Below are 23,425 nucleotides of genomic sequence, written 5' to 3' on the forward strand. Positions count from 1 at the left end.
TGTCCGCATCTACGTATACGAAAGGCCCGCAAGGGCCTTTTTTTTGTTGTTCGCGAAGCTCGGGGAACGACCGGACCTATCGGTGGCGTTTGGCTGGCAGCAGTTAAAAGCGACTGGCTGTTGCCGACCCACTCCAGCCATTGCTGCGGCAGCCCCATCAACGGCAGCTTCCGGCGGCGAAAGCGACACTAGGGCGTAACTGGGCATGAGCTGGTTTAGAATCGAACAGCGGTGGTGTAGACGAAAGAAGAGAGAGAGAGAGCCTTGCTCGTCGCGGGCGATATTCGCCAATACAATCTCATCGACCTGCGCCCTCGCACCCCGGATTTGTGTCAACAGCTCAGTGGCTACATCGCCCGTGGCGACTGTTAGAGAGCAAGCGAGACCGAGGTCATATGTACTTAAGAGAAATTTACGTTGAGAACAATGGGGTGATCGAACGCTTGCACCTTTCGCCCGGATTTGCGCAAAACGGGGAACCAAAGCCATTTGTATTGGTGGGCGGCAACGGCAGCGGAAAGACAAACGTTCTCTCCATGGCCGCAGACGCTCTCTTCGAGGTTGCGGCCATCCATTACACCGACGTAACCCCATCGAGCGGTCAAGGTGGAAGAGCGTGGTTCAGAATAGTGGGCAGTAACAGCGTAAAGGTTGGTTCTCCCGGTTCGGTCGTGATATTGCGCCTCGCACATGGAGATTCCGAGTTCGCCTATGTTGAGAAGGCGGGTCGACTCGTTGCCACTGATGTTCAGCAGCGAACTCCGGCCTCGCTTCGGAATTTTGTAGCTTGGGAAACCGATGGAAATTCGAAAACATGTGCCGTCTCGTCGGACGTGGCTAAACGCAGTTACGACGAAGGTGCATATGTTTACTTTCCATCGAGTCGTTCGGAAACGCCATATTGGTTGAATCAGGGTAGCCTTCCTCCTACCGGATTTGATCTTACGCCGCGATATAGTCATCAGCTTAACAAGCCGATCTTTGTCGAGAAGGGCCTAGAAAAGCTCAAGCAATGGCTGCTTTCGGTGCTGCTCGAAGTCCGCGCTGATGTGCAGCCTGTGTTTGCGAATAACCAAGTCCATTGGGTCGCAGCCGGTAACACGGCTCGGATTGCACCTGCACATGCACTGTGGGGCAACCTCAACACCATCCTGCGAACCATCCTCGATAGCCCGACTGCGAGGCTGACGTGGCTCGGTCGGTATAACAAGGCGGGCATCGGGTACTCGATGACAGACCTCTCCCCGTCGCTGCCACTGGAGTCGCTGTCCGCCGGAGCAAGGTACCCTTTTCAACATTTTTGGCACGCTAATGCGATATGGCGATGGCACAACTGCCGGAGAAATTCCGGCATCAGGCAACATCACTGGTATGTGCGTAGTGGACGAAATCGATTCACATATGCACATTGATCTTCAGTATCGGGCGATTCCTGCCCTGATAAAGATGTTTCCGAAGGTTCAATTCATCCTGTCCAGCCATTCCCCACTCTTCGTCCTAGGCATGGAAAAGGTCTTTCCGGAAGGGGCATTCAACCTCTTTGATATGCCCTCTGGCGAACCGGTGCAAGCAGAGGCGTACACGGAATTTGGGCGCGCGCTTGACATCTTGCAAGAGACGCACGCTTTTAACGATCAAATTCGCAGAGTCGCAAACGAACCTGGTAAGCTCTTGGTTCTCGTCGAAGGCGAAACGGATCCTCTCTACATAAAGACCGCAATTGAATTGCTGGGTTTCGCCAATATTTTCGATGCCGTTGAGATTGAGTGGGTCGGGGCGAAGGATCCAAAACGTGGAGAGGGCTTTAATACTGGAAAAGACTCCCTTAATTCGGCTTACAACTTCCTTCGCGCGAAGCCCGAACTAGTCAAACGGCCCGTCTGCTTTTTATACGACAACGATGCTCGAAAAGCTGATGTGGATGATGGTCAACTCTCAATCCGAACGATACCAACCAACCCGGATAATGAAGAAATGCGTTTCGGGATTGAAAACATGCTCCCTTTGAGCGTTTTTACGGACGACGTCTTCGACACGAAAGAAAATAATAGGGGAAATGGCACGTACACGACCATTCGCTCCCTTAACAAGATGCGCCTTTGTCAGAAAATATGTACAGAAGATCGTAACCGCGAACACTTCCAAGGATTCGTGCCGCTGCTTCAAGTCATTGCCAGCGTCGCACACAGTTTGACGGGCTATGAAATCCCCGCGGAATTGAAGCGTGTTGACGGCAAGGTAAATGTCGTAGCCAATGGATCCCCTACAACAAATGCCGCCTCGTAGTTTCGCAACACGCACGTTCGTGGACGTCTCACCGCTCGTCGCCAGAAAGTACCAGTGGCTAGTCCGGTTTCCGTCCGGTCTCTGGAGCATAGCCGACGTCAGAGCGTCGACTCACGGCATAGACGAACGGCCGAAGTTGGCCGTTAAGCGACATCCACAACAATCCGTAACCCCCTCATGCCCAGAGAATCATTCGTTTTGATTCACTGCTGGCTGGTACTCAACTGAGGCGCAGAAGCGCTTCAAGTGAGGCATCGGCGGCCCGTAACACGCCCACCTACTCCACCACCTTCGCCCCGATCGCATCCGCCGGCGCCGGCATCTGCAACGCGTCGTCCCGCACGCGTCGCGCTTCACGCGCCGTATAGCGATCCTTCAGCCGCAGGAACGGCTTTTCGACGAGGAAATAGCTGGCGGTCGCAGCAATCAGCGCCCACACGATCCCAAGCGGAAACGCATGCGCGACCGGCAGGCTCGCGTTCGCGAACGGCTGCTGCCACAGATACAGGCTGAACGAGGTCGTACCGACGAACACGACCGGCCTAGCCCGCAGCCACCGCGCGCACCAGAACTCGCTGCGGAAATTCAGCACGACGATCACGATTGCGATCAGCGCGGCCTCGAGCGTCACGCCATACGTCGCATTCCAGAAGCCGCCGAGCCGATGTTCGGCAATCGGCATCCCGAACAGCACGACGAAGACCAGCACCGTCGCGATGCGCGCCTCGTGGCGCCACGAGCCGATCCACGCTTCGAGCCGTTCGCAATTGAGCGCCGCGTAGCAGCCGATCAGGATCGGATCGACGCCCGTGTGCAGCATCATCCCGAGCTGGCCGCGCAGCGCCGGCGCGACGAAATACGTGAGCGCGCGCACCAGCGGCACGACCAGGATCAACGCGGCCAGCCAGTGCGTGCCACGACGCCGGGCGCCGTACACGAACAACACCGGCCAGAACCAGTAAAACTGCTCCTCGAGCGCGAGCGACCAGAAATGACCGAGATACCACGCGCCATCCGGATGCAGCGCGTTGTCGCCGGCCAGCCCGAACCACGCCGAGTAGTTCCACAAATGCAGCGCCGCATACAGCCACTGCCGCCGATCGACATCGAGCCACCCGACGACGGCGAGGACACCGACGGTCGCGAGATACACATAACAAGCCGGCCAGATCCGCAGCGCGCGGCGCACGTAGAACGACGTCAGCGCGATCCCGCCGGTACGCGTGAATTCCGCGCGCAGCACGTTGGTGATGAGGAAACCGCTGAGAACGAAGAAGATCAGCACGCCGAGCCGGCCGTCGGCGATCAGCCGCAGCGGCGCGAACCAGCCGGTGTAGCCGCCCGGCAGCACGTGCTCGGCGTGTCCGACCACCACCATCGTCACCGCGACGGCGCGCAACCCGGTCAACTGCGTGACGCGATGGTTCATCGGCTGGTTTCCCGTTGGCACGGTAAAGGAGCAGGAGATGTCGGCGGCCCGACTGGCACGCCGATATGCCGCCGGGATTTTGTATGAAAAATATCGGAATGAAATTCCTGAAAAAATTCCGATGCCCGTACGGCCGCGAACGCCGGGCCGCAAAGCCTTCGCCGATCCACACGCAATGAGCGGATTGAATGGGCATAATGACAAGCCATGTGCGGCGGCGACGCGCCGATGCAGATACAACGAATTTTGCGGCACCGCAATATCGGCGCGACCGGTACTGCGCCCGCACGCCGGCCGCGCCTCGTCCGCCCTCCTGTCGACCCCCACCCGGAGCCTGCCTGTGTACCCACCGATCGAACCCTACGCCCACGGCCACCTCGACACCGGCGACGGCCATCGCATCTACTGGGAGCGCTGCGGCAACCCGTCCGGCAAGCCCGGGGTGTTCCTGCACGGCGGCCCGGGCGCAGGCTGCAGCCCCGACCATCGTCGCCTGTTCGATCCCGAGCGCTACGACATCCTGCTGTTCGACCAACGCGGGTGCGGACGCTCGACGCCGCATGCGAGCCTCGACAACAACACGACGTGGGACCTGGTCGCCGACATCGAGCGGTTGCGCGAGATGGTCGGCGCGGAACAGTGGCTGGTGTTCGGCGGCTCATGGGGCAGCGCGCTCGCGCTTGCCTACGCGGAGACGCATCCGCAACGCGTAAGCGCGCTCGTCGTGCGCGGCATCTTCACGATGCGTCGCGCGGAGTTGCTGTGGTACTACCAGGAAGGCGCGTCGTGGCTGTTCCCCGACCTGTGGGAAGAATTCCTCGCACCGATTCCCGAAGCCGAACGCGGCGATCTGATGGCCGCCTACCATCGCAGGCTGACGGGCGATGACGAAGCCGCGAAACTCGAAGCCGCGCGTGCATGGAGCCTCTGGGAGGGCCGCACGATCACGCTGCTGCCCGATCCGGCGCTCGCCGCGCACTTCGCGGACGGCCACTACGCGCTCGCATTCGCGCGGATCGAAAACCATTACTTCGTGAACCGCGGGTTCGTCGACGAAGGCCAGTTGCTGCGCGACGCGCATCGTCTCGCCGGCATTCCCGGTGTGATCGTGCAGGGGCGCTACGACATCGCGACGCCCGCCCGCACCGCGTGGGATCTCTCGAAAGCGTGGCCCGACGCGACGTTCGAGATCGTGCCGGACGCCGGACACGCATACAACGAACCGGGCATCCTGAAGGCACTGCTCGCCGCGACGAACCGGTTCGCCACCTAACTCACACTCCGCGACACTTGCGCAGCACGGCGCGGCGCGCCCAGGCCGGCATTGCCGGCCGGCCCCGCACCGCGCCGGCCGCGCCGCCGCGCCGCCTCGCTCAAAGCGCGGCTTCGACGATCGTCCGGCCGTTGATCGCGCGCTCGACGAGCTGCTCATCCCCGACCTTGCGGATCGCATCGTCGAGCAATCCTTCCGGCTCTTCGGTCGCGACCTTCAGCAGGCCCGACAGGCCGCGCGCGTCGAGCACCACGAGCGTCTCCATCGAATCCGCGCGGCTCACGAGCACGCGGCGGAACGCCGGGCCCGCGCCGAAGCTCGCGCAAAGCTCGATCGTCTCGTTGCCGAGCGTGTAGTCGAAGTTCTTGATCATGTCTGCCGCCGTTGCAAGGGAATGGCGACGCGCGACGGTGCGGCGCCGTGACGTCGGCGCACCCGCGCGTGCCGCCAGCGGCGGACCGCGGTGCGATCCGTTCGCCGGCATGACCATGCTAGGCGTGCTGTATTAACGAAGACTTAAACGCGAAAACGGCCCGGCCGCGGGTCGATCACGCCGTATCACGGCGCCGCCTCGTCAAGCGGCTCGACCGTCACGCCGACCTTCAGCTCCTGATCCGCGCCGCCGCCGCGAATCACGCCGCGCAGCGGCGTCACGTCCGCGTAGTCGCGGCCGATGGACAGCATCACGTAGTCGTCGCCCGGCGCGCGATCGTTGGTCGGATCGAGCTGCAGCCAGCCGCCATCCTCGGGCCAGGCCGGGTCGTACACGTCGATCCACGCATGCGACGCATCCGCGCCGATCAGCCGCGGCTGCCCGGGCGGCGGCTGCGTCAGCAGATAGCCGCTCACGTAGCGCGCGGCGAGCCCGAGCGAGCGCAGCGCGCCGATCATCACGTGCGCGAAATCCTGGCACACGCCCGCGCGCAATCGCAATGCATCGAGCGCGGTCGTCGTGATGTCGGTGCTGTTCGGCGTATAGGCAAAATCGGCATGGACCCGCCGCATCAGGTCCCACGCGGCCTGCACGAGCGGCCGCTGCGGCGTGAAGCTCTCGGCCGCATACGCGGCCAGCTCGGGATCGCACGCGACATGCGGCGACGCGAACACGAACTCGCTCGCCGGGTCATACGGCTGCCCCGCGCGAAACTGCAAGCGGTCGCGCACGGCTTCCCACGCCGTTGCGTGATCCGCGTCGGGATTCGCGATCGCGGGCGGCGGCGCGCCGCGCGCGCCTTGCGACCAGACGGGCGGACTCACGCGCACGGTGCTGCGGCTGCGCACGAGCAGCGTGTCGTGAGGCTGGTTCAGCGCGAACGACGCGCGCGCATTGCCGAATGCGTCGATCTCGGTGCAGACCGTTTCCGGCGCGGGCTCGATGTCGAGCGCGAACGACAGCACCTGCTGGCGCGGCGTCGCGAGCGGCTGCAGCCGCGCCTGGTGCTGCGCGGATTCGACGCGCGCCGCATAGCGGTATTCGGTGTCGTGCGTGACACGCAGCAACCGGCCTGGTGTGGCGGTAGCCGGCGGAATCGAAGTGGCCGATGAAGTCGGCCTGGCGGGTGAAGTCGAGGCCGCCGGCGCAGCCGCTGCCGGCTTCGCAGTGCCCGAGCCGGGCGTGGGCGGCGTCTTCGCCGCGTGCTTCTGCGTCACCATAGCGTCCTGCCCGCTTCGCGCACGTGGCTGAAATAGCGCTCGCCAATCCGGTTCGACAGCTCCCACACGGCCTTCGCGGTCGTGTCGAGCGCATCGAGCAGCTTGACGTGCCGGCCGTCGTCGTCGGTTTCGCACAGTTCGTGCAGCGACCACGCAGGGACGTCGGGAATCGTCTCGGCCAGTTCGGACAGCGCATAGCCTTCGCTGCGCTCGACCTTCGTCAGCCGGCCGCGCAGCGCCTGCACGACCCAGCCGAGCGAGCGCGGATTGTCGGTGTCGAGCACCAGGAGCGACAGCAGCGGCGCCACGTCGAAGCCGCGCTGGAAGCGCGAGCGGAACGTGATCGTGCTGTCGAACAGCTCCAGCACGAGTTCGAAGCCGTCCTGCCGGTGCACCGCGCCCTCGTCGAACGCGAACTTCAGCACGCTGCACAGGAAGTCCAGCCGGTCGATCTGCCGACCGATCGACAACAGCCGCCAGCCGTCGTCACGCGTCATGTTGTCGGTCTGCGCGCCGGTGATCGCGCCGAGCACCAGCCCGAGCCGCTCCAGCAGTTGCAGCGCCTCGTTGCCGATCTGCTCCTCGGCTTCCGGATGATCGGCGCTGTCGGCGAACAGTTGCGTCGCGTCGTCGATCAGCCGCCACTGGTCGCTCGACAGCCGCTCGCGGATCGCGGCGGCCGCGCCGCGCATCCCGAACAGGCAGGATGCGATGCCGGACGTGCGGTCCGCGCCGCGCGTCAGCGACGTCGCGAGCGCGTGCTGGAACGCGCGCGGCGCATCGACGGCGTTCGGCGCGTCGGCGGCGATCAGCCCCGTATCGCGGCACAGCGTGTCGATCAGCTCCAGATGCGCGGGACTGTCGACGTCGTCCTCGCCGCGCAAGCGCTCCAGCGCGGCGCGCGCGAGACGCATCAGGTTGGTCGCACGCTCGGTGTAGCGGCCGAGCCAGAACAGGTTCTCGGCAGCGCGGCTCGCGATCGCGCGCGGGCGCTCGACGAGATCGTCGGGGCCGAGACGGGTCTGCAGCAGCGTCGTCGAATCGACGATGCCTTCGGTCATCACCCACGTGTCGACGGTGCTGCCGCCGCGCGGCATCGGCGCGTTGAACAGCGTATCGCGCGTGCCGACCCGCGACAGCCCGCCCGGCAGCAGTCGCCAGCGCTGTGCGCCGTCGGCGAGCGCGAACACGCGCAGCAGCAGCGGCTTCGGCACGATGCGCGCGCCGCCCTGGCCGTCGGGCGCATCGCGCCCCGGCCAGGTCGGCGCCTGCGACAGCGGCAGGTCGGCCTGTACCGTGTAGTGCTCGGGTCGCGCCAGGATCCGCGCCCGCCACTCGGCCAGCTGCGCCGGCGTGAGCCGTGAACCGATCACCGGATCGAACGCGCCACCGGCCTGCACGTCGGGCGGATACGACGGCTTGATGATGCCGCGCGCGAGCTGCGGCAGCGCGTCGTCGCACGCGGCCGCCTCGCCGCACCACCACGAATGCACGGCCGGCAGCGTCAGCGTTTCGCCGAGCAAAGCTTCCGCGAGGCGCGGCATGAAGCCGAGCATGCCCGGCGATTCGAGGAAGCCGGAGCCCGGCGCGTTCGCGAGCAGCACGTTGCCCGCGCGCACGGCCTGCAGCAGCCCCGGCACGCCGAGCATCGAATCGGGCCGCAGTTCCAGCGGATCGAGCCACGCATCGTCGACACGCCGCAGGATCCCGTGCACGGGTTCGAGCCCGCCCAGCGTCTTCAGGAACACGCGGTTGTCGCGCGCGGTCAGGTCGCCGCCCTCGACCAGCGTGAGACCCAGGTAGCGCGCGAGATACGCATGCTCGAAATACGTCGCGCTGTGCGGCCCCGGCGTCAGCAGCACGATCCGCGAATTCTTGCTGGCCGGGCTGAGCGCCTGCATGCTCTGCAGCAGCGACCGGTACGTGGACGCGAGCCGCTGCACGCGCAGCCCGCGAAAGCCGCGCGGAAAGAGCCGCGACACGATCAGCCGGTTCTCGAGGAGATAGCCGAGGCCGGACGCGCCCTGCGTGTGCTGCGCGACGATCCGCCATTGGCCGTCAGGGCCGCGCGCGAGATCGAACGCAACGACGTGGAGCCACGTATCGCCCGGCACGCGGGCGCCGCGCATCGCGCGCAGGTAACCGGGATGCCCGGTCACGAGCGCGGGCGGCAGCAGCCCGCGCTGCAGGATCGTCTGCGGCCCGTACAGGTCGGCCATCGTCGCGTTCAGCAACCTGACGCGCTGCAGCACGCCGCGCTCGATCGCGACCCAATCCTCGGGCGTGACGATCAGCGGCAGCAGGTCGAGCGACCATGGGCCGGCCGCGCCGTCGCCCGCGCGTTGTTCGTGGAGCTGGTAGAACAGGCCGTTCTCGCGCATGCGCCGCTGCAGCGCATCGGCACGGCGGTCGAGGTCGGCCACGCCGTCGCTGCCGATCGACGTGAAGAAGTTGCGCCACGCGGGCGCCAGCAGCGGCGCCTTGAGGCCGGCGGCACTGCCGCGCAGCTCGTCGTAGCGGCCGGAAGCGGCCGGCGCCGCGAGCGCGGCGGCCAGTTCCGCGGCGTCCGGCTGCGCGCCGGTATCGAAAAGCGTGGGCATCGCGTCGGCGTCGGCGAGATCGTCGGGGTGAATGGGCTGCACGGTCGGTATCGTTGCGTCGTCAGGGTGCGGCCGCGCCCGCGCGCCGCCGCACCGGCGGCCGGGCACCACGCACCCGGCGCACGCGCGGGACGCAGCGGGCGGCCGCGATCTGCCCGCATCCTAGCACTCCGGCCGCGGCGCCGGGCGGTCGCGTCCCCTGCATCGTCGTGCGTCCTTTCATCCGACGATCACGGCCGCCGCAGGTCGAGCGTGAACGGGAATTCACGGCTCGGCGCGGCGGCTGTCACCGTCATCCGCCCGGGCGTGTGCCCCATCGCGACGAAGCGTGCGAGGCGGCGGCTCTCGGCCTCGTACGCATTGACCGGGAACGTCGCATAGTTGCGTCCGCCCGGATGCGCGACGTGATACCGGCAGCCGCCGAGCGAGCGCTGCAGCCACGTATCGACGATGTCGAACGTGAGCGGCGCATGCACGCCGACGGTCGGATGCAGCGCCGACGGCGGCGCCCACGCCTTGTAGCGCACGCCCGCGACGTATTCGCCGACGGTGCCGGTCGGCTGCAGCGGCAGCGCACGGCCGTTGACGGTCACGACGTGGCGGTTGTCGTTCAGCCCGGTCACCCGCACTTCGAGCCGTTCGAGCGACGAATCGACGTAGCGCACCGTGCCGCCGGCCGAGCCCTCCTCGCCCATCACGTGCCACGGCTCCAGCGCGCCGCGCAACGACAGCTCCATCCCGTTCACCGCGATCTGGCCGAACAGCGGGAAACGGAATTCGAAGTGCGGCGCGAACCACGCGGAATCGAACGCGAAGCCGGCGTCGCGCAGTTCGGCCAGCACGTCGTCGAAATCCATCTTCAGGAACGCAGGCAGCATGAAGCGATCGTGCAGCGCGGTGCCCCAGCGCGTGAGCGGCGTCGTGTACGGCGCGGTCCAGAAGCGCGCGACCAGCGCGCGCAGCAGCAGTTGCTGCACGATGCTCATCCGCGCGTGCGGCGGCATCTCGAATGCGCGCAGTTCGAGCAGGCCGAGGCGTCCGGTCGACGAATCGGGCGAATACAGCTTGTCGATGCAGAACTCGCTGCGGTGCGTGTTGCCGGTCACGTCGATCAGCAGGTTGCGCAGTACGCGATCGACGAGCCACGGCGGCATGTCCTTCCCGTGCAGCAGCGTGTTGCGCTGGATTTCCGCGAACGCGATGTCGAGCTCGTAGAGCTGGTCGTTGCGCGCTTCGTCCACGCGCGGCGCCTGGCTCGTCGGGCCGATGAAGAGGCCCGAGAACAGGTACGACAGCGACGGATGGTTGTGCCAGTAGGCGATCAGGCTCGCGAGCAGGTCCGGACGGCGCAGGAACGGGCTGTCGGCCGGCGTCGCGCCGCCGAGCACGAAGTGGTTGCCGCCGCCCGTGCCGACGTGCCGGCCGTCGACCATGAATTTCTCGCTCGACAGCCGCGACTGCCACGCGGCGTCGTACAGGAATTCGGTCTGGCCGACGAGTTCGTCGAAGCTGCGCGCCGGATGGATGTTCACCTCGATCACGCCGGGGTCGGGCGTGACCTGCAGCAGCTTGAGCCGCGCATCGCGCGGCGGCGGATAGCCTTCCAGCACGAGCTCCACGTCGAGTGCCTGCGCGGTCAGCTCGATCGCGGCGAGCAGCTCGAGATAATCCTCGAGCGCGGCCAGCGGCGGCATGAACAGGTACAGGATGCCGTTGCGCACTTCGGCGCACAGAGCAGTGCGAGTGATCCATGCGGCCGATTCGAAAGGCTCGGGGTGACGCCGCGGGTCTTGCGCTGCATGCGCGTGTCGCCCGCCAGCGGCCGTATCGTCATTGCGCCACTGCATGACCGTTTGAGCCGACGCTTCGCGATGCACGCCTGCGAGATACCGCGGCGCGTCGGCCGCGGCCACATGACGCGAGCGGAGCGCGGCCGCATCGGGCAACGCGGCGCGCGGCGCGAACGGGTCGCGTTCGACCAGATACGGATAGTCGGCACCGGCGACCCACGGCAGCGAATCGAGCGGCAGCCGATAGCCCATCGGCGAATCGCCGGGCATGAGGTACATCCGCTCGTCGCGGAAGAACCACGGGCCCGTCTGCCAGCGCGGGCCGTCGAGGCCCGGTTCATCGCTGCCCCGCCGATCGCGGCCCGGCTCATCGTCCGCGCGCTTGATCGGCAGCACGTAGCCGACCACGCTGTCGAGCTGCTGCTCGAACACCTTGCGCAGCCGCGCGCGCTCGAGCTCGTCGTCGAGGCGCGAATCGAACGGATCGACGTTGACTGGCAGCCGGCGCTCGCGCCACAGGTAGTACCACACGTCCTCGTAGCCGGGTCGCACGAATTCGTCGGTCAGCCCGAGGCGCGCGGCCAGCGCGTCGATGAAGCGTTTCGCGTCGTCGGTCGTGCACGCGGACGGCTCGCGCTCGTCGGCGAACAGCGACGGATCGTGCCATACGGGCTGGCCGTCGGCACGCCAGCAGATCGACAGCGCCCAGCGCGGCAGCTGCTCGCCCGGATACCACTTGCCCTGCCCGAAATGCAGAAAGCCGCCTGCGCCGTATTCGGCGCGCAGCCGCTGCACGAGTTCGGTCGCGTAGCCGCGCTTGGTCGGGCCGAGCGCGTCGGTGTTCCACTCGGCGCCGTCGCGATCGTCGATCGACACGAAGGTCGGCTCGCCGCCCTGCGTGAGCCGCACGTCGCCGGCCGTCAACGCGCCGTCGACCTGCGCGCCGAGCGTGCGCACGGCGTCCCATTGCTGCTCCGTATACGGCTTCGTCACACGCGGCGATTCGTACACGCGTGTCACGGCCATCTCGTGCTCGAACGAGACTTCGCATTCGTCGATCAGCCCTTCGACCGGCGCCGCGCTGGTCGGCTGCGGCGTGCACGCGAGCGGAATGTGCCCTTCGCCGGCGAGCAGGCCCGACGTCGGATCGAAGCCGACCCAGCCCGCGCCGGGCAGATAGACCTCGCACCACGCGTGCAGGTCGGTGAAGTCGACCGACGTGCCGCTCGGGCCGTCGAGCGCCTTCACGTCGGGCGTGAGCTGGATCAGGTAGCCGGACACGAAACGCGCGGCGATGCCGAGATGCCGGCACAGCTGCACGAGCAGCCATGCGCTGTCGCGGCACGATCCGGATGCGAGTTCGAGCGTCTGCTCGGGCGTCTGCACGCCGGGCTCCATCCGCACCAGATAGCCGATGTCGTGCTGCAGCTGCTGGTTCAGCGCGACGATGAAGTTCACGGTGCCGGCCGGTGTGCGGTCGACGCCGTCGAGATAGGCGCGGAACAGCGGCGCCGCGCTCGTCTGCGGATCGCACGCGAGATACGGCGTGAGTTCGGTCTTCAGCGCATCGTCATAGTCGAACGGGTATTGCTCCGCGCTCGCTTCGAGAAAGAAGTCGAACGGGTTGTAAACCGACATTTCGGCGACCAGATCGATCGTGATCTCGAAGTGTTCGGTGCGCTCCGGGAACACGAGCCGCGCGAGATAGTTCGAGAACGGGTCCTGCTGCCAGTTGATGAAGTGCTGCGCGGGCTCGACCGTCATCGAATACGCGACGATCGGCGTCCGGCAGTGCGGCGCGGGCCGCAGCCGCACGACCTGCGGGCCGAGGTTGACGGGCCGGTCGTAGCGATAGCGGGTGGTGTGATGCAGCGCGACGTGAATGGGCATGGGAGAGCCGCTCGGTTCGGGTTGGGCCGGCCGCGCGCGCCACGCCGCCGCTGCGACTGCGGCGGCGGCCCGGCATGGCGGATTCGGCGAAGGTGCGCGTCAGACGAGTTCCGGCGACTGCACGACGCTGATCTCGACGCCCACGGCGCGCGCGCCGAGCGCCGTCACCGGCTGCGCGTCGCGATGGTCGAGGCCGACCGCGATGCGCACGTAGCGCTCGTCCGGGCAGCGGTTCATGAACGGATCGAAGCCGACCCAGCCGAGCCCTTCGACATACGCCTCGGCCCAGGCGTGGCCGGCCGGCTGCTGCATCAGCGCGGCGGCCTGCGGCTGCGCGCCGAGCGCCACGTGCGGCTGCCCGGGCGATGGCGACTTCGACTGCCCTTGCGACTGCGACTGCGACTGCGATTGCGATTGCGACTGTGATTGCGACTGCGCGGCATGCGACGCGCCGAGCACCTGCTGCATGCCGTCGCCGCTCTGCAGCGCGAGCGCTTCCTCCTCTTCGCCGCCGCTTGCGCTCTGCTTCGCGTCGGCGATGCGCTGCATCGCGCTGTCGGCGAGCACGTAGCCCGAGATGTAGCGCGCCGGCACCTTCAGCGCACGCGCGGCCGCGATGAACGCATGTGCATGGTCGCGGCTCGTGCCCTCGCCGCTTTGCAGCGCGGTTTCGGCATCGACGGGCGCGTCGGCGGCGAGATTCGGCGCGTACGCGATTCGGCCGTGCACCTCGGTCATCAGCCAGTGCAGCGCATCGAGGCTGTGCGGCTCGATCGGCAGCGCCTGCGCGAGCTCGCGCACGGTATCGCCGGCCTTGGTGAGCTCGGTCTCGCGCTCGAAGATCCACGGCGGCGCATAGCCCTCCGGATTGCCGAGAATGCCCGCGCGGTCCTGCGTCTCGACGACGCCGGCCGCGACCACGACGACCTCCTGCTTCGCGTCGCGGTCGTGGCGCACGAGATCGATCCGGTTGCCGAACCCGTCCGAATAGGACAGCGTCGGCTCAACGCCGTCGATCGTGATCTGCCACGCGCGCACCGTCTGTCCGGGCCCCGATTGCGGGCGCAGCCGCAGCCGTTGCAGCGCATGGGTGGCTTGATCGTCGAACTGATAACGCGAGATGTGTCGGATGGCGAGTCGCATGGCAAGTCTCAGTCGAAGTTGTAGGCCTGGGCGATATCGACCCCGAGGCTGTTGTTGCGGCCGATGAAGTCGGTCAGGAACTCGTGCAGGCCGCTCTTGAAGATCCGCTCGACCGACGTGTCGGACAGCATCTGCAGGATCTTCGCGGCCGTGTCGTGACACGGATGTGTCACGCCGTAATCCTTCGCGAGCAGGTTCAGGCTCGATACCACGCGGCCGTAGCAATAGCGCAGCGAACGCGGCATGCGGCCGTTCAGGATCAGGTAGTCGGCGATGTTCATCGGCTTGTACTGCACGTCGTACACCCAACGATACGACCGGTGCGCGGCGACGCAGCGCAGGATCGTCTCCCACTGGTAGTTGTCGAGGATCGTGCCGACGTGCGACACCGACGGCAGCAGCAGGTGGTATTTCACGTCGATGATCCGCGCGGTGTTGTCGGCCCGCTCGACGAACGCGCCGATCTGCGCGAAATCGAAGATCTCGTTGCGCAGCATCGTGCTGTAGAAGCTGCCGAGGATCAGCGCGGTTTCGCGCTTCACCTCGTCGAGCACCGCCGGCAGCACGCTCTCCGGCACCGGCTGCGCGAGGGTGCGGCGCAGGTTGAGCCACGCGCCGTTCACGCTCTCCCACGCCTCGCGCGTGAGCGCCGTGCGCACCATCCGCGCGTTCGAGCGTGCGGCCTCGAGGCACGACAGCACGCTCGACGGGTTGTCGCGGTCGCGCAGCAGGTAATCGGTCACGGTGTCGGCGGCGTATGCGTCGTACTTCTCGCGATAGCCGTCGTCCGCGCCCGAGCTGACCAGCACCGACGACCATTCGGCCGGCGCGTCGGACGTGCGCGTGAGCGCCATCCGCAGCCCGGCATCGACGATGCGCGCGATGTTCTCCGCGCGCTCGATATAGCGGTACATCCAGTAGAGACCGCTCGCAGTTCGTCCCAGAAGCATCTCGTGTCCACTCCGTCTTCGTTCGGTTCGCGCGCCGGCTGCGGCGCGCGCGGTCGTGCCCGGCTCAGTCGGCCAGCACCCAGGTGTCCTTGGTGCCGCCGCCCTGGCTCGAGTTGACGACGAGCGATCCTTCCTTCAGCGCGACGCGCGTGAGCCCGCCCGGCGTGATGCGGATCCGGTCCGACACCAGCACGAACGGCCGCAGGTCGACGTGGCGCGGCGCGAGGCCGGCTTCGGTCAGGATCGGCGTCGTGGACAACGCCAGCGTGGGTTGCGCGATGTAGTTCGCCGGCCGCGCGCGCAGCTTCGCGGCGAACGCCTCGAGCTCGGCCTTCGACGCGCACGGGCCGACCAGCATCCCGTAGCCGCCCGAGCCGTGCACTTCCTTCACGACGAGTTCGTCGAGATGCTCGAGCACGTACTTCAGGCTGTCGGCCTCGCCGCAGCGCCAGGTCGGCACGTTCTCCAGCAGCGCCTTGCGGCCCGTGTAGAACTCGACGATCTCCGGCATGTACGAGTAGATCGCCTTGTCGTCGGCGATGCCGGTGCCCGGTGCGTTCGCGATCGTGATGTTGCCGGCGCGATAGACGTCCATGATCCCGGCCACGCCGAGCACCGAATCGGGGCGGAACGTGAGCGGATCGAGGAACGCGTCGTCGACGCGGCGGTACAGCACGTCGATCTGCCGGAAGCCTTCGGTCGTGCGCATCGCGACACGGCCGTCGACCACCTGCAGGTCGCTGCCCTCGACGAGGTGCACGCCCATCTGGTCGGCGAGGAACGAATGTTCGTAGTACGCGGAATTGTGGATGCCGGGGGTGAGCACCGCGATGGTCGGGTTGTCGGCGTTGCCGCCCGGTGGGCACACGGCCGCGAGCGACTGGCGCAGCATCTGCGGATAGGTTTCGACCGGGCGCACCTTGACCTGCTGGAACAGCTCGGGGAAGAGCTGCATCATCGTCTCGCGGTTTTCCAGCATGTACGACACGCCCGACGGCGTGCGTGCGTTGTCCTCCAGCACGTAGAACTCGTTTTCGCCGGTGCGCACGATGTCGACGCCGATGATGTGCGTGTAAACGTTGCCGGGCGGCCGGAAATCGATCATCTCCGGAATGAACGCCTCGTTGTGCGCGATCAGGTGCTTCGGCACGATGCCCGCGCGCACGATTTCCTGGCGGTGGTAGATGTCGTCGAGGAAGGCGTTGAGCGCCATCACGCGCTGCTCGATGCCGAGCGACAGCCGGCTCCATTCCGCGCCCGAGATGATCCTCGGCACGATATCGAACGGAATCAGCCGCTCGGCGGCCTGCGAGTCGCCGTACACGGCGAACGTGATGCCCGTCCTGCGGAACACGCCTTCCGCGTCGTAGGCCTTCTGGGCGAGGCTCGCGGGATTCTGCGTGTCGAGCCATTGCTTCAGGCGCGCATAAGGCGCCCTTACCATGTCGCCGGATTGCAGCATTTCATCGAATGGCTTCATCGATCTTTTCTCCGTCGATCGTTTTCCCCGGCATTGCGCATGCCGGACCGGCGTACTGACTGCCTTGCAAGGAACGTGCCTTGCGATACCCCCTCAGGCCCCCCATTTTGTCGCGCGGGCGGCACGCCCCCGCAGCATGCCGCACCATGATGGTGCGGCGCACGGCACAAGACGCGCCACCGGTGTGCCGCCCCCCACGCACGGCCGCTGTTGCACCGCGTCTGTCGAACATAGTTCTCCCGCGTGTCACGACTGTGCAATCTGCACTGCACCATTACTTCCCCCTGCCCGCACGTCTTCCGTTACCGCGCTGCGGGCCGGCAGCGATTGCGCGCCCGCGTCGGCACGGCTTCGGGCCGCCGTGCGGCAGGCCTCGCCCGGCCACCTCTTCGCCCGGTCTTGCCGCATCGCAGCGAACCGCGCCGCGGCGGCGTCCGTCCGTCCGTCGCGGCGGCCCGTCCTGCACCGCGGACGGGAATGGCGCCACATCCTTCGATTGCCCGGGTGGAATCGCGGAAAGGCGGGCCGGCACGAGGCCGGCCCTGGGGGGAAGTACCGTCTGCGGCGGGTCGGACAGTTCGACGCGGTGAACTAACCGGTTAGCCGGGTCCGGCACCTGAAACTTATGCAGCCGTAATGCCGCCGACAACGCCCATGCATATTTCGACTAACACCGATCGAAAAAAAACATCAGCCCCGGTGCGCGAGGCGCGGTACGCTACCAAACCGGTTCAGTGAAATGGTGCCGCCCGTCCGGCGCCGACTATAAAAAGCGAAGATCGAAATGGAAGCGAAGTGGCTGGAAGATTTCCTGAGCCTTGCGGATACCAAGAGCTTTTCCCGAGCAGCGCGTCATCGGCACCTCACGCAGTCGGCGTTCAGCCGACGAATCGCCGCGCTCGAAACGTGGATGGACGCGAAGCTGATCGACCGCAGCATCAATCCGGTCGCGCTGACGCCGGCCGGGCAGATGTTCCGTGGGCTCGCGGCGGACATCCTGCGCAGCATGTATGCAGCGCGCAATCTGGTGAACGGCTACGACCAGTTCGCGGCGAGCGACCAGGTCGTGCGCTTCGCGGTCGCGCACACGCTCGTGTTCACGCTTTTCCCCGAGTGGCTCAAGCAGCTGAACGGTGAAGTCGGCCACGTGACCGCACGCGTCAATGCGGTGAACGTGCCCGAAGGCGTGCAGCAGCTCGTCGAAGGCGAATGCGACCTGCTGCTCGGCTATCACCATCCGCAGTTGCCGATCGTCCTCGATCCGAACCACTTCCCGTTCGTCACGCTCGGCGTCGAGCGAATCCTGCCGGTGTCGACGCCCGACGCGCGCGGCCGGCCGGCATTCGAATTGCCGGGCACACCGGACGCGCCGCTGCCGCTGCTCGCGTATTCGTCCGGTGCGTTCCTCGGCAACGTCGTCGAGATGCTGCTGCTGAACGCTTCGGAATCCTATGCGCTGCACCGGTGCTTCGAGACACACATGTCCGAGGCACTGAAAGGCATGGTCGTGGCCGGACACGGGATCGGCTGGCTGCCGGAGAGCTGCGTCGCGAAGGAGCTCGCGGAAGGTTCGCTCGTCTGCGCGGGGTCGGCCGACTGGATCACCGAGCTCGAGATCCGCCTGTACCGGTCCGCGCGCCAGCGCGGGCTCGCGGCCGAACAGCTGTGGACCTACATCATGAACCGGCCGCGCTCGGCAGCGGACGGCACGCCGGCCGCCGATACGCCGATCACGCCGCTGGCCCCGGCCGTGCGCATCGCGCGCCGCAGCGCCGGCGGCAGCCGCTGACCCTCTTGCCCTCTTGCCCCTTTTAGGCCGCGGTTCGTCGCTCGTCCGCCCTCCCGTCCGCCGCCGCGGCGCGCCTTGAAAATCCTCCCCGTCACTCCGGCATCTTCACGCTCTTCCGGCCGGAGCATTTTCCCTGCTCGCTGTCTGCCGGTTATCCCATACGATTAATCGATATTACGAAAACGGCAAACGTTTGCGCGTCCGGGCGGATTTTCTTCTGATCCGGGCGTTGATCGTGAATTAGTTGCCGATTCATCAGGCGGAAATACCCTGTTACAGAAAATAAGAGAAGTTTCTATTTTCATCAGATGACGATTTCTGAAAAAACGTCGCACCCTCTTTTTCGCCCCTCCCCCGCTGTGCTCCGAAAGTCATCGTAATGCCTCGATGACAGAAGCAAATCTGGCTTTGATCAGTCGTTATTTTTCGGCAAAAATTCCGATACCTCTTAGATCGGAATTTTTGCTTCAGGTCACCACTACTGCCGAGCAAGTTTCGTGTCCGGCAATATCGACTTTGTTCAGCCTTGACCCATTTCGTCGAATAAGTGGCAATCCTCCTTAAATACGACGTTTAAAACGCGTCTCATTGGGACTACACGCAGTTGTTTGTTCAAAACCCATCGTGTATCAATAGCGTGTCGCATAAGAGCGCAGTTAATTCGACTCGGAATATATGCGTTGTCATCGATTCCGGATGGAGGTTGCAATGTCTTCCTCGAAGTTTGAACAGCATGCTCGCGCGCTCGTCGGCATTGTCGTAACCGCCTTCTGTATGAATGCCGGGGCTCAGACTCCGACCCGGAACCAACCCGCGACGCCAGCGTCCGGCGAGGCCCCGGGGCGATACACGATTTCGTACATCTGCGGTGACGCACGAATCGACGGTACGGCGCCGCTCCCCCCCGACGGCCGCCCGTACAACCTGGGCGTGTCGTTCGTATCCGGCGGCACCGGGCAACCGCTGTCCAACGTCCAGGTGCGACTGAGACGGCATGGCCGCGTACTGGTCGAGTTCAAGGCAACCGGGCCGCGCTGTCTGTTCAGCGTGCCCGACGCAAGCTACCGGGTCGAAGGGATCTATCAGGGGGCCACGCAGTTCGCGATCGTCGAAACGGGTGCCCTCACCACGCAGTTGAAATGGTGAGCCGCATCTGAACCCGCGTGCCGACAGCGCGCGAGATCGCCCCCCCCCCCCGCCACCCATCATACGAGGAGGATTGAATGACTCGTGCAGAACGACCGGACGGCTCGCCCGTCCGTGAGCCGAAACCCTCTTGGGGTCCGGGAAAGAATGCGGCGCTCAGCATCGTTGCGTTTGCCGCGATCTTCGGAGCCTTCGCGTATGTCGAGCGAGACACGAGGGTCGGCCATGCGAACGTGACGCACGACATCGCCGGCGTAATCGGAAGCGCCGTCGGAAAGTACCGCAGCCTCGTCGAGACTGCGACGGCGGGCACATCCAGCGCAGGCGCCTCAGCCGCCTCAGCTGCGCCCGGCGACTCGACGTCGACGGTCGCGCAAGCCGCGCCGCCTGCGACACCTGCAGCGCCTGCATCGGCTACGCCGTCGGTATTGGCCGCGGCTGAACCGGCCGAGCCGCCGCCACCTGCCGCCCGTTCCACCGCGCGACACGCGCGCGCCACCCATGCGCCATCGACCCCGCTCGCAGGCAACGCGTTTGCCGCGTCGGCCAGCGGTCACGCCGGGCGGCAGGCCGACGCGCACCGCACGTCACGCACGCAGATGCTCGCGCGCACGAGAAAGCATGCCGAGCCCGCCCCGGGACTGCAGCCGCAGTCGTACACCGCCGACACCGCGCACATGCAACCGACCAGCGTCACGCGCGACGAACTGGAAGGTGCCCGCGCGCTCGCGAGGGCACGCTCGTGCGCACAGATCGACGCATGGAGCTGCGTGGAGCACAACGCGAGCCGCGCACTCGCGCTCGATCCGAGGAACAGCGAATCGCGCGCGCTGCTTGGACAAGCGATCCGCAACCGCCTGTGAACCGGTCGGATGCCGCCGGGTCTCGCCGCCCTGCGGCGCGACGGCCGGTGACGCACGTCGTCGGGCGTGCAACCGAAGTGATCGTTACAGAGTGAGGAGACACACCGTGGCCAACAATCGTAGTAAACAACAATGCACCACCGTCGTTCCGCCCACGCGGCGGATCCTCCTGCATGCGCCGCTGCTCCTGCTGCTCCTCGCGTCCGGCTCGTGCCTTGCCGCGGAAGGCGACGAGCATCCGAGCGGCACGAGCGAAATTGCCGGAACGAACGGCGCGCCGGACGCGCCGCCGCCCGACATGCAACCGGCCGGTGTGTCGATGCAGAGCGCCCGGCTTCTCGACGCGCTGCCCCCGAATGCGCCAACGCCGATCGCGCAGGCGTCCGATGCGTCGATGCAGATGGCGCAGGTTTCGGCCCCGCAGCCGCCGGCTGCGCCGACCACCGTCATCGTCGAGCCGGAAGCGCCGCAGCCTGGTGGTCCGGCGCCGGGCGCGCCCGCGCCGAATGCGCCGATGCAGGCCGCTCCGGCATCCGATACCGCGTCTCCGAATCTGGCGGCACCTCATTCGGAAACGTCGGACGCGCCGATGCAGTTCGCGCAGGCATCCGACACCGCGTCTGTGAATACGCCAGTAACCGATTCGCATACGTCCGATGCGCCGATGCAACTCGCGCAGGCATCCGACACCGCGTCTCCGAATACGCCGGCACCCGATTCGCAGGCATCCGACGCGTCGATGCAACCCGCCCAGGCATCCGACACCGCATCTCCGAATACGCCAGTAACCGATTCGCAGACGTCCGATGCGTCGATGCAACCGGCCCCGGCGACATCAGCAACAGCCGCACCGGTCTCGCACGCGCCCGACGCGCCGCACGAGCTTGCCCAGACAGCGGACGCCGGATCGCCTGCAACACCGGCCGCGGCGCCGAGCGCGCCCGCGCCGGGTGCTCGCTCGTCCGACGCCGCGGCGCCGCTCGCACCGACGGCCGCCACCGCCCCGACCGCCGCCCCGACGAATTCGCCGACGCAGACCGCGCAGGTATCCGGCACGCCGATGCCGAACTCGCCGGCGCCCGTTACCACGGCGCCTGGCGCGCAGCCGCCCTCGACCGCGGCGCCGAGTTCGCAATCGCCCGGTGCCGAGCTGCCGGGGCAGGCAACGCAACGCTCGCAGGGGCCTGACGTCGAGGCGCCGAACGCGAAGGCACCGAACCTCCGTACCGCCGATGTCGCGACCGTGCGCAACGACGTGTTCGGCCTTGCGGCGAGCGGCGGCGCGGTGCAGGCGCTCGAAGAAGCGAAGGCGCGGCCCGATGCGTTCTCGGCGGTCGACATCGCCCAGCTCGAAGAACTGTCGATTCGCCAGCAGGTGCGCGGCGGCCGCGACAAGTCGCGCTCGATGACGAGTCCCGACCGCTTCGACGGTCTCGACAACGCATTGCGCGCGGCGGACGACCTCGACAAGCGGATGCCGGCCACGCCCGAGTACACGCCGGTCCGGACCGCGCTCGCCGGCGACCGGACCGTCGCGCTGGCGGCACGCGGCGACATGAACCAGGCGGTCAAGACCTTCGAGACGATTCCGTCCAACGCGGAAATCTCGATCGACGCGCTGGCGGCCGTCGGCGATGCGTACCTGTACCTCAGCGAGCCGGGCAAGGCGAACGTCGTCTACGCGCGTGCGCTGCAGCAGGCGACCGCATCGCCGACGGATCGCGCGACGCGCGGCTTCCAGTACGGCGCCCGCACGCAGCCGATCGAGCTGCGCGAAGGGCTGTTCTGGTCGTACGTCGACCAGGCGCATGCGCCGGAAGCGAAGCAGGTGCTCGACGACATGGAGAAGTCGCTGCCGCCGGTCAAGCAGGTGACCAACGTCGGTCCCGGCGAAAGCGACTATCTGCGCTACTACCGGCTGCGCGCGCAGTACCTGATCTTCACCGGGCACGTCGACGAAGGGATCGCCGCGCTCGAGCAGCTCGAGAAAGAAGTGCCGTTCAACGCGGAGGTCCGGGCCGCGCATGCCGACGCGGTGTCGGGCCAGTCGCATCCGCGCCAGGCGATCGCGATGTATCGCGCATCGCTGACCGATCACCCGGACAGCGTCGAAATGCTCGCGGGCCTCGGCCGCGCATCGCTCGTGGCAGACGATTACGCGACCGCGAAGACCGTCGACCAGACGCTGGACAACACGTTCCCGGACAGCGGCGCCGTGCGCGGCTTCAAGCGCGATTACACGGCGTACCGCAGCCCCGTGTTCACGACCGACCTGAGCTTCGAGCACGGCAACAGCGCGCTGGCCGACAACAGCTTCACGTCGGACAGCTACGTATATTCGCCGCCGTTCGCCGACAACTGGCGCGTGTTCTCGCATACGTTCTTCGGCTACGCGCAGACCGACGGCGGCAACATCAAGCGCACGCGTACCGGCGTCGGCGGCGACTACCGGCACGGGCCGCTCACCTTGCAGGCCGAAGTCACGCGCTCGTTCGGCACGGACGGCCGCACCGGCGGCCGCGGCACGATCGCATACGCGCTGAACGACTACTGGACGGTCAACGCCGGGCTCGACAGCAACGACAACTCGCTGCCGTGGAAGGCATACGCCGCGCACATCTGGGGCCGCTCCGCGAACGCTTCGGTCGTGTATCGGCAGAACGACCGCCGCGAGGTCAGGCTGAGCTACGGCGTGAGCCGCTACAGCGATTCGAACTTCCACCAGGAGATCGCGGCGACCGCCACGCAGCGCGTGTACACGGCCGCCAGGCAGCTCGTCAACGTATCGCTGGAGCTCGGCACCGGCAGCAACACGCGACACGACGCGCCGTACTACAGCCCGAGCCGCGACTATTCGGCCGCGGCGACCGTCATGCACCAGTTGACGCTGTGGAAGAAGGGTGACATGGGGCTGCAGCAGCGCGTGTCGGTGTCGGGCGGCGTGTACAACGAGCGCGGCTTCGGCAACAGCGCGCTGTGGAGCGCACGCCTCGAACATGCGTGGACGTTCAAGCACGACATCACGTTGAGCTATGGCATCGAGGTCACGAGCCATGCGTACGACGGTCAGCGCGAGCGCTCCGAAACCGGCTTCATGTCGGTCAACCTGCCGTTCTAACCAGGAGATCGCGTA

Annotated in this window: 15 protein-coding genes; 7 read left to right on the forward strand and 8 right to left on the reverse strand. The window is 66.5% G+C overall.

The genetic code is table 11. The features are described from left to right. Window positions 1–395 precede the first annotated feature (395 nt). Complete coding sequence (locus tag C7H84_RS36225) at window positions 396–1,412, forward strand: hypothetical protein (RefSeq protein WP_162999207.1); 1,017 nt, start codon at window positions 396–398, stop codon at window positions 1,410–1,412. Continuing rightward, complete coding sequence (locus C7H84_RS05200; RefSeq protein ID WP_121857724.1) at window positions 1,402–2,286, forward strand: hypothetical protein; 885 nt, start codon at window positions 1,402–1,404, stop codon at window positions 2,284–2,286. Before C7H84_RS36225 ends, C7H84_RS05200 begins: the two co-directional genes overlap by 11 nt. Window positions 2,287–2,563: 277 nt before the next feature. On the opposite strand, the gene C7H84_RS05205 is transcribed toward C7H84_RS05200, so the two are convergent. Then, the gene (locus tag C7H84_RS05205; protein WP_121857725.1) at window positions 2,564–3,715 is read right to left on the reverse strand and encodes an acyltransferase; all 1,152 of its coding nucleotides are present in this window, start codon (window positions 3,713–3,715) and stop codon (window positions 2,564–2,566) included. 340 nt (window positions 3,716–4,055) lie between these two features. On the opposite strand from C7H84_RS05205, the gene pip reads away from it, so the two are divergent. Further along, complete coding sequence (pip, locus tag C7H84_RS05210; protein WP_121857726.1) at window positions 4,056–4,988, forward strand: prolyl aminopeptidase; 933 nt, start codon at window positions 4,056–4,058, stop codon at window positions 4,986–4,988. 100 nt (window positions 4,989–5,088) lie between these two features. Here the strand turns inward: pip and C7H84_RS05215 are convergent, their stop codons facing one another. The 7 genes from C7H84_RS05215 to C7H84_RS05245 all read right to left on the reverse strand — a co-directional run bounded on the left by C7H84_RS05215 (window position 5,089) and on the right by C7H84_RS05245 (window position 16,494). Then, the gene (locus C7H84_RS05215; protein ID WP_121857926.1) at window positions 5,089–5,361 is read right to left on the reverse strand and encodes a hypothetical protein; all 273 of its coding nucleotides are present in this window, start codon (window positions 5,359–5,361) and stop codon (window positions 5,089–5,091) included. A gap of 185 nt (window positions 5,362–5,546) precedes the next feature. Next, entirely contained in the window at window positions 5,547–6,641 is a 1,095-nt protein-coding gene (locus C7H84_RS05220; protein ID WP_121857727.1) for a transglutaminase family protein, read from the reverse strand. Further along, entirely contained in the window at window positions 6,635–9,241 is a 2,607-nt protein-coding gene (locus C7H84_RS05225) for a circularly permuted type 2 ATP-grasp protein (protein WP_121857927.1), read from the reverse strand. Before C7H84_RS05225 ends, C7H84_RS05220 begins: the two co-directional genes overlap by 7 nt. A gap of 230 nt (window positions 9,242–9,471) precedes the next feature. Further along, on the reverse strand, window positions 9,472–12,921 hold the full coding sequence (locus C7H84_RS05230; RefSeq protein ID WP_121857728.1) for a transglutaminase family protein: 3,450 nt from the start codon (window positions 12,919–12,921) through the stop codon (window positions 9,472–9,474). 99 nt (window positions 12,922–13,020) lie between these two features. After that, entirely contained in the window at window positions 13,021–14,064 is a 1,044-nt protein-coding gene (locus C7H84_RS05235; protein WP_121857729.1) for a transglutaminase domain-containing protein, read from the reverse strand. 8 nt (window positions 14,065–14,072) lie between these two features. Further along, the gene (locus C7H84_RS05240; protein ID WP_121857730.1) at window positions 14,073–15,014 is read right to left on the reverse strand and encodes an alpha-E domain-containing protein; all 942 of its coding nucleotides are present in this window, start codon (window positions 15,012–15,014) and stop codon (window positions 14,073–14,075) included. 64 nt (window positions 15,015–15,078) lie between these two features. Continuing rightward, on the reverse strand, window positions 15,079–16,494 hold the full coding sequence (locus C7H84_RS05245; protein WP_121857731.1) for a circularly permuted type 2 ATP-grasp protein: 1,416 nt from the start codon (window positions 16,492–16,494) through the stop codon (window positions 15,079–15,081). Window positions 16,495–17,278: 784 nt separating this feature from the next. Here C7H84_RS05245 and C7H84_RS05255 point away from each other — a divergent pair. The 4 genes from C7H84_RS05255 (at window position 17,279) to pgaA (ending at window position 23,410) form a co-directional block, all read left to right on the forward strand. Further along, window positions 17,279–18,283, forward strand: a complete 1,005-nt coding sequence (locus C7H84_RS05255) for a LysR substrate-binding domain-containing protein (protein ID WP_121857732.1) — start codon at window positions 17,279–17,281, stop codon at window positions 18,281–18,283. Between the two features lie 708 nt (window positions 18,284–18,991). Next, a complete protein-coding gene (locus C7H84_RS05260; RefSeq protein WP_121857928.1) occupies window positions 18,992–19,429 on the forward strand; it encodes a hypothetical protein in 438 nt (145 codons plus the stop codon). 77 nt (window positions 19,430–19,506) lie between these two features. Beyond that, on the forward strand, window positions 19,507–20,292 hold the full coding sequence (locus C7H84_RS05265) for a hypothetical protein (RefSeq protein WP_121857733.1): 786 nt from the start codon (window positions 19,507–19,509) through the stop codon (window positions 20,290–20,292). Between the two features lie 106 nt (window positions 20,293–20,398). Beyond that, window positions 20,399–23,410 carry a poly-beta-1,6 N-acetyl-D-glucosamine export porin PgaA gene (gene pgaA / locus C7H84_RS05270; protein ID WP_121857734.1) on the forward strand — a complete coding sequence of 1,004 codons (3,012 nt, stop codon included), beginning with the start codon at window positions 20,399–20,401 and terminating at the stop codon, window positions 23,408–23,410. Window positions 23,411–23,425: the final 15 nt, after the last annotated feature.

This window comes from Burkholderia sp. Nafp2/4-1b, assembly GCF_003635165.1.
Lineage (GTDB): Bacteria > Pseudomonadota > Gammaproteobacteria > Burkholderiales > Burkholderiaceae > Burkholderia.

Bases quoted from the DNA above. Each gene is read 5' to 3' on its own strand.
- C7H84_RS05230 (WP_121857728.1), bottom strand. From the start codon at position 12,921: ATGCCCATTCACGTCGCGCTGCATCACACCACCCGCTATCGCTACGAC.
- C7H84_RS36225 (WP_162999207.1), top strand. From the start codon at position 396: ATGTACTTAAGAGAAATTTACGTTGAGAACAATGGGGTGATCGAACGC.
- C7H84_RS05240 (WP_121857730.1), bottom strand. From the start codon at position 15,014: ATGCTTCTGGGACGAACTGCGAGCGGTCTCTACTGGATGTACCGCTAT.
- C7H84_RS05215 (WP_121857926.1), bottom strand. From the start codon at position 5,361: ATGATCAAGAACTTCGACTACACGCTCGGCAACGAGACGATCGAGCTT.
- C7H84_RS05265 (WP_121857733.1), top strand. From the start codon at position 19,507: ATGACTCGTGCAGAACGACCGGACGGCTCGCCCGTCCGTGAGCCGAAA.
- C7H84_RS05225 (WP_121857927.1), bottom strand. From the start codon at position 9,241: ATGCCCACGCTTTTCGATACCGGCGCGCAGCCGGACGCCGCGGAACTG.
- C7H84_RS05205 (WP_121857725.1), bottom strand. From the start codon at position 3,715: ATGAACCATCGCGTCACGCAGTTGACCGGGTTGCGCGCCGTCGCGGTG.
- C7H84_RS05235 (WP_121857729.1), bottom strand. From the start codon at position 14,064: ATGCGACTCGCCATCCGACACATCTCGCGTTATCAGTTCGACGATCAA.
- C7H84_RS05255 (WP_121857732.1), top strand. From the start codon at position 17,279: ATGGAAGCGAAGTGGCTGGAAGATTTCCTGAGCCTTGCGGATACCAAG.
- C7H84_RS05220 (WP_121857727.1), bottom strand. From the start codon at position 6,641: ATGGTGACGCAGAAGCACGCGGCGAAGACGCCGCCCACGCCCGGCTCG.
- C7H84_RS05260 (WP_121857928.1), top strand. From the start codon at position 18,992: ATGTCTTCCTCGAAGTTTGAACAGCATGCTCGCGCGCTCGTCGGCATT.
- C7H84_RS05245 (WP_121857731.1), bottom strand. From the start codon at position 16,494: ATGAAGCCATTCGATGAAATGCTGCAATCCGGCGACATGGTAAGGGCG.
- C7H84_RS05200 (WP_121857724.1), top strand. From the start codon at position 1,402: ATGCACATTGATCTTCAGTATCGGGCGATTCCTGCCCTGATAAAGATG.